At 66.7% G+C, this 6,143-nt stretch carries 7 protein-coding genes; all 7 read left to right on the forward strand.

Annotation, left to right across the window (positions count from 1 at the left end; translation table 11 throughout):
• The first annotated feature begins 25 nt into the window (after window positions 1-25).
• On the forward strand, window positions 26-424 hold the full coding sequence (locus tag VNN10_02820; GenBank protein ID HXH20935.1) for a single-stranded DNA-binding protein: 399 nt from the start codon (window positions 26-28) through the stop codon (window positions 422-424).
• A gap of 61 nt (window positions 425-485) precedes the next feature.
• Entirely contained in the window at window positions 486-830 is a 345-nt protein-coding gene (gene rpsR, locus VNN10_02825) for a 30S ribosomal protein S18 (protein HXH20936.1), read from the forward strand.
• A gap of 109 nt (window positions 831-939) precedes the next feature.
• Window positions 940-1,869, forward strand: coding sequence for a peptidylprolyl isomerase (locus VNN10_02830; protein HXH20937.1), 930 nt, complete (start codon window positions 940-942; stop codon window positions 1,867-1,869).
• A gap of 1 nt (window position 1,870) precedes the next feature.
• Window positions 1,871-3,175 carry a homoserine dehydrogenase gene (locus tag VNN10_02835; protein ID HXH20938.1) on the forward strand — a complete coding sequence of 435 codons (1,305 nt, stop codon included), beginning with the start codon at window positions 1,871-1,873 and terminating at the stop codon, window positions 3,173-3,175.
• A complete protein-coding gene (locus VNN10_02840; protein ID HXH20939.1) occupies window positions 3,172-4,182 on the forward strand; it encodes a hypothetical protein in 1,011 nt (336 codons plus the stop codon). Before VNN10_02835 ends, VNN10_02840 begins: the two co-directional genes overlap by 4 nt.
• A 13-nt stretch (window positions 4,183-4,195) precedes the next feature.
• On the forward strand, window positions 4,196-5,251 hold the full coding sequence (thrC, locus tag VNN10_02845; protein HXH20940.1) for a threonine synthase: 1,056 nt from the start codon (window positions 4,196-4,198) through the stop codon (window positions 5,249-5,251).
• 117 nt (window positions 5,252-5,368) lie between these two features.
• Window positions 5,369-6,143: GNAT family N-acetyltransferase (locus VNN10_02850; protein HXH20941.1), on the forward strand; the 775-nt coding region annotated here is incomplete at its 3' end.

Consider the following 6,143-nt stretch of genomic DNA (forward strand, 5'->3'; position numbering starts at 1 on the left):
CCGCTTGGGACGAAGGGACACGCGCATGGCGGACGGGCTAAACAAGGTAATGCTCATCGGCAACCTCGGCGCGGACCCGGAGATGCGGTTCACCGCCAACGGCAGCGCCGTCACGAACTTTCGCCTGGCCGTGGGGCGGAGCTTCCGCACACCAGAGGGCGAACGACGGGACGAGACCGAATGGTTCACCGTCGTCTGCTGGAACAAGCTAGCGGAGATCGTCGGGCAGCACCTGCGCAAGGGGCGCAAGGTATACGTCGAGGGCCGCTTGCAGACCCGCAGCTGGGACGGGCCCGATGGCCAGAAGCGCTATCGCACTGAAGTCATCGCCAACCAGGTCCTGTACCTCGACCCGGCAGGCGGCGCCCCCTTGTCCGACGACGCCGGCGGCGACCTGGAGCCCGAAGACCTGCCGTTCGACTAGATATCATGTGATGGGCGCCTGAGCGGCGCCCCGATGTAGACGCGGAGGAACCTACACCCAAGTGAGTGAAGCAACCGAGGAGACCGCACAGCAGTCAGCGCCCGGACAGGAGGGCGGTGGGGCGCGCCCGGAGCGTCCGCGCCGCCGCGGCGGAGGGCGTTTCGGGCGTCGCCGGGTCTGCGCATTCTGCGCCGACAAGAACATCACGATTGACTACAAGGAGCCGGCCAGGCTGCGGCGCTACGTGTCCGACCGGGGGAAGATCGAGCCACGAAAGAAGACCGGCACCTGCGCCAAGCACCAGCGCCTGCTGACGATCGCCCTCAAGAGGGCCCGTCACCTCGCGCTTTTGCCGTTCACGGCCGAGCACATCCGGATCTCCGGCGTCTTCCCCACGCGCGGTTGATCGCCCCCTGCCCTGGCCCGACAATAGCCCCGTACGTCCACGAGGGGATTGAATCGCCTTGACCCGCCGAGCCACCCCTGCCGCCGGCCGCAGCTTTCCCCGGGAGGGTATGGATGAAGACCGGCGCAACACCCTCCTCCTCTACGCCCTCATCGGCGGCGTCGTCGCCTTCGCCCTGATCATCATCGCCTACGGCTACTACCAGGACCGCATCGCTCCGAAGCATGAGACCGTGCTCACCGTTGGCGACAAGAAGTTCGACTTCGCCTTTCTCGAACGCCGAGTCAGGTCCGACTTGAACCTGGGCCTCGCGTCGTCGAACGCCACCCTCCAGCAAGTCGTCGTAACCGCGGTCCAGAACATCGAGTCCGAGGAGATGGCGCGCCGGGCGGCCAAGGAAGCCGGTATCCACATCACAGACGCCGACATCGATGCTTACATCCGCCGCCGCCTCGGACTGAAGGACGACACGCCCCGGGAAGTCTTCGCCGCCGCCTACAGGCGGGACGTGCTCAAGAGTGGCCTGCCGGTCAAGGAGTACAGGGACATGTTCGCCGCGCTCGTCGCCGAGCAGCGCTTCGTCGAGCAGTTCAAGGCGACCGTCCCGGCGAGCGACGAGCAGGCTGACACCCTGATGATCAAGACAGCCGACGAAGCCAAGGCCCGCGAGGCGAAGTCCAGGATCGATGCGGGTGACGGCTTCAACGTCATCGCTGCCACTTACTCCATCGATGACTCGAAGGAGGCCGGCGGTGAGCTTGGCTGGGTCACCCGTAACCAGGTCTCCCCAAAAGTCGCTGACGTCCTGTTCACGTTGCCCCTGGGCAAGGTGAGCGAGCCGATCCAGGACAGCACCGGCTGGTATCTGCTCATGGTGCGAGCCCGCGAGGTGCGCGACATCGACGATCCGCAGAAGGCGCTCATCGCACAGGCTATGTACAGGAACAGGATCGAGGAGACCCGGGAGCGCGTAGGCTCGTCCAGCAGGCTGACGGAGGAACAGATCGTCCGCATCGGCCGGAGCCTCCTGGGCGGCTGACGTGGCTCCCCGCGAAGCCGTCAGGGTTGGCCTCATAGGCGTCGGCACCGTCGGCAGCGGGGTCGCGCGCATCCTGGCCGAGAAGCGCGAGACTTACGCGCGCCAGCTGGGAGTCCCCCTGGAGTTAAAAGCCGCCCTCGTGCGCGACCTGGCCAAGGAACGCCCGGGCCTTCCCCCTCAGTATCGGGAGCTCCTCACCACCGACCCGAACGAGGTCCTGGACAACGAAGACATCGACATCGTCGTCGAAGTCTGGGTAGGCGAGCACCCGGCGCTCGAATTCATCTCGCGCGCCCTCGAGGGCGGCAAGTACGTGGTTACGGCCAACAAGGAGGTCATGGCAAAGCACGGTTCGCGCCTCCTAGCCCTGGCGCGCGACCGCGGAGTCGACCTGCTCTTCGAGGCAAGCGTCGGCGGCGGCATCCCCATAATCGCCCCCTTGAAGCGCGACCTGCTAGCGAACCGCATCCTGTCTCTGTCCGCGATCATCAACGGGACGACCAACTACATCCTCACCGCCATGTCCCGGCACGGGACCGACTTCGGCGAGGCCCTGCGCGCCGCCCAGGAGTTGGGTTACGCCGAGGCGGACCCGACGAACGACATCGAGGGCGAGGACGCGCGCTACAAGCTGGCAATCCTCGCCAGCCTCGCCTTCCGCGGGCAGGTACGGGTCGAAGACATCTACCGCGAGGGCATCACGCGGCTCACGGCGCGGGACTTCCGTTACGCCCAGGAACTGGGTTACGCCATCAAGCTCCTGGCGCTCGCGAAGCAGGAGCAGCACGGCGTGCAGGCGCGCGTCCATCCCGCCCTCGTGCCTCTGGACGAGCCGCTCGCGAAGGTCGATGGCGTCTTGAATGCCGTGCAGGTCGAAGGTGACCTCAGCGGCAAGGTGCTCTTCCAGGGGCGCGGCGCCGGCAGCCTGCCAACCACGAGCGCCGTCATCGCCGATGTCCTCGACGCTGCCCAGAGCATCATCGGCGGCCGCCGCCAGGTGAACGCGCGTAACGAGGCGGTCACCACCATCGTTCCAATGGCGGAGCTCCGCACGAGGTACTACATCAGGCTGACAGTCGCCGACCGCCCCGGCGTGCTGGCCCAGATATCACGCATCCTGGGGGAGAGCGCGATCAGCATCTCGTCAGTGATCCAGAAAGAGGCGCACGAGGACGCCCAGACGGCCGAGCTTGTCATAATGACTCACGTAGCGAATGAGGCCGCGATGCAGAAGGCAATGGCGCTCCTCAGTGGCCTCGACGTCGTCCAAGAGATAGGGAACTTCATTCGCGTGGAGCAGCAATGACAACCCGGCGTGAGGTCCCCTTCACGGGCGACGCCCTCGGTTGGGTGCACAGCGAGCTCGCCGAAATCAAGAGCAAGCTCGCCCTGGCGCAACAGGGCACCGACCAGGGGCGCGCCCTCGCCGCCGACGCCGCCGACAAGGCGAACTCCCTGCGCGCGCGTCTCGACCAGCTCGAGGTGCAGTTCCCGCAACTGATCCACCTCCAGGACGAACTGCGCCTGGTGCGGGAGCAGCTCGCCCGCGTGCACGATGACATCAATTCGCTGCGCCAGAGCCGCGAGGAGGTCGAGAGACGGCTCTTCGCCGACGCGGAACGCGAACGCCAGGATAAGAACGACGCCGCCAAGCGGTTCGCCGAGCTGCAGCGCCAGATCGACGCCTGGCAGGAACGCCTCGCCGGATTCGAGGAGCACAACCGCCGCAACCTCGAGCTGTTCGCGCAGATGCAGCTGAAGGTGGAGGCGCTCGAAAACGAACGCGTTGCGTCTGAGACCCGTCATTCGCGCGTCCAGACCACTCTCAGCCGCCTCGATCAGGACGTGGCGCGGCTGAGCGCGGCCCTGCCCGAGCTGCAACGCGAGGACGACGTACAGAAGGAGCGAGCGAACAGCCTGTCGGAGATGGTGCGACGCCTCGAAGACCAGATCGACGCGCTGCGGACTCAGCTCGGGCGTATCGACCGCATCGAGGACCGGCTGGAACTGGTGCAGGCCGAGCGCTCGCGCCACGGCGAACGCCTGAACGAGCTCACTATGGAGATGGAGAACTCGCGCGAAGCGGCCACGCAGCTGGGCGAGCGCGTCGCCCTCCTGGAGGTACGGATGCAGGGCTTTCAGGATGACGTCCGCGGCCTGGACGAGAAGCTCCGCAGCTTCAGGGACGAGTTCATCGCCTTCATGCGCTCCGTCACCGAAATGGAGACGGACTTCCGCAAACGTCAGATCGCTTCTCTCGAGAAGGAGATCCGCGACCTCCGGACCAAGGGGCTCAGCCTTGGAGAGGAGTAGCGCCGGGGCCGCGCTGGGGGCGCGCGCCGGCGTCCTCCGCCGCTATCGCGACTACCTGCCGGTCACGCCGAACACGCCGCTGATTGACCTCGGCGAGGGAAGCACGCCTCTGGTCCGTTCTCGGCACATCGGGCCGGAGCTCGGCGTCCCGGAGCTCTACTTCAAGCTCGAGAGCTGCAATCCCACCGGGTCCTTCAAGGACAGGGGAATGGTCGTCGCCATAGCGAAGGCTATGGAGGCCGGCAACCGCGCCGTCCTCTGCGCCTCCACCGGCAACACCAGCGCATCCGCGGCCGCCTACGCCGCCCATTGCGGCCTCGATGCCTATGTCTTCGTCCCGAAGGGGCGAATCGCGATCGGCAAGCTGGCGCAGACCGTTGCCTACGGCGCCACGGTCGTCTCCGTGGACGGCAGCTTCGACGACGCCCTCCGCCTGGCGCAGGAGTTCAGCCGCAAGCATCAGGTCGCGCTCGTCAACTCCGTGAATCCGGACCGCATCGCCGGCCAGAAGACGGCGGCGTTCGAAATCGTCGACGAGCTGGGCGAGGCGCCCCACCACATCTTCATCCCGGTGGGGAACGCCGGGAACATCGCCGCTTACTGGGCGGGCTTTCAGGAGTACGCAGAGCGCGGTAAGGCCGGGCGTCTGCCGCGCATGATGGGCTTCCAGGCGGCCGGGGCCGCGCCGATCGTGCTTGGGCATCCTGTAGAGGACCCGCAGACCGTGGCGTCCGCCATCCGCATCGGCAACCCGGCAAGCTGGAAGAAGGCCACGGCTGCCCGCGACGAGTCTGGCGGCGCCATCGACACCGTAACCGATGCCGAGATCTTGGAGGCCTACAGCCGCCTTGCCCGCGAAGAGGGCATCTTCTGCGAGCCAGCCTCCGCCGCCTCCGTTGCCGGCCTGGTGAAGGCGCTAAAGTCGGGCGCCGCACCGGCTGGCTCCGTCTGCGTCTGCATCATCACCGGCAGCGGCCTCAAGGACCCGGACACGGCCGAGACCCTGCGGGCGCGGCACTTCGAGGTCGCCGCTGACCTCGGGGCCATCGAACGGGCGCTGGGGTTTTAGCCCCCCGATCCCGCACGGGGCGTCGTTGACGGCCTATGTGGGCCACCGTAGAATTTACAGCGCCATCCCGGGTTTCGACTGACGTAATCGCCTAGAGGCGCCGGACTGGAGCGACACTTGGCCCGAGCCACCTCGGAGATTCAGAGCAAGGACATCGACTCCGAGATCGACTGTATTCTGGCCCCACGGGCCGAGCGCAATGTCTTCCTCCACCCGGTGTGGCTCCGCACCTGGCTGGCCGAGTTCGGCGACCGCTTCGAGCCGCTCTTCCTCAGCTGTGACTCCCCGCGTCCCTATGCCATCGCTCCCCTCATGAGGGACGAAGACCGCCTAACGTTCATTGGCGACCCGCAGATCTGCGACTTCATGGACTTCGTGGTGGAGCAGGACAGGGCGGCGGAAGCGTACCGTGACCTCTGGCGCAAGCTGGAGGCAGAGGAGTGGTCGCGGCTGGACCTCTGGGGCCTCAGCGAGACGTCCGCTACCCGTCCGGCGATCGCCGAACTGGCGCGCGCCGCCGGCTACGAAGTCTGGGAGGAGCAAGAGGCCGTCTCGCCTCGAGTAGACCTGCCTCCGACCTGGGACGACTACCTCGCTACGCTGTCAAAGAAGGACCGCCACGAGCTGCGGCGCAAGCTCCGGCGGCTGCACGAGAGCGCCGGAGAAGTCACGCTGGAGGTGCATGCCGACCAGGCCTCGGTCAACGCGGCGATGGAAGATTTCCTCCGCCTGCACACCATGAGCCGCCAGGACAAGGCGGACTTCATGACAGGCGCCATGCCCTCCTTCTTCCGGCGCATGGCCTCAGCCATGGCTCGCGAGGGCCTCGTGAGGCTGTTCACGCTCCGCCTGGGCGGCAAGGCGGCGGCTTCCGTTTTCTGCTTCGATGCCG

The organism is Dehalococcoidia bacterium (genome assembly GCA_035574915.1).
Classification (GTDB): Bacteria; Chloroflexota; Dehalococcoidia; order DSTF01; family WHTK01; genus DATLYJ01.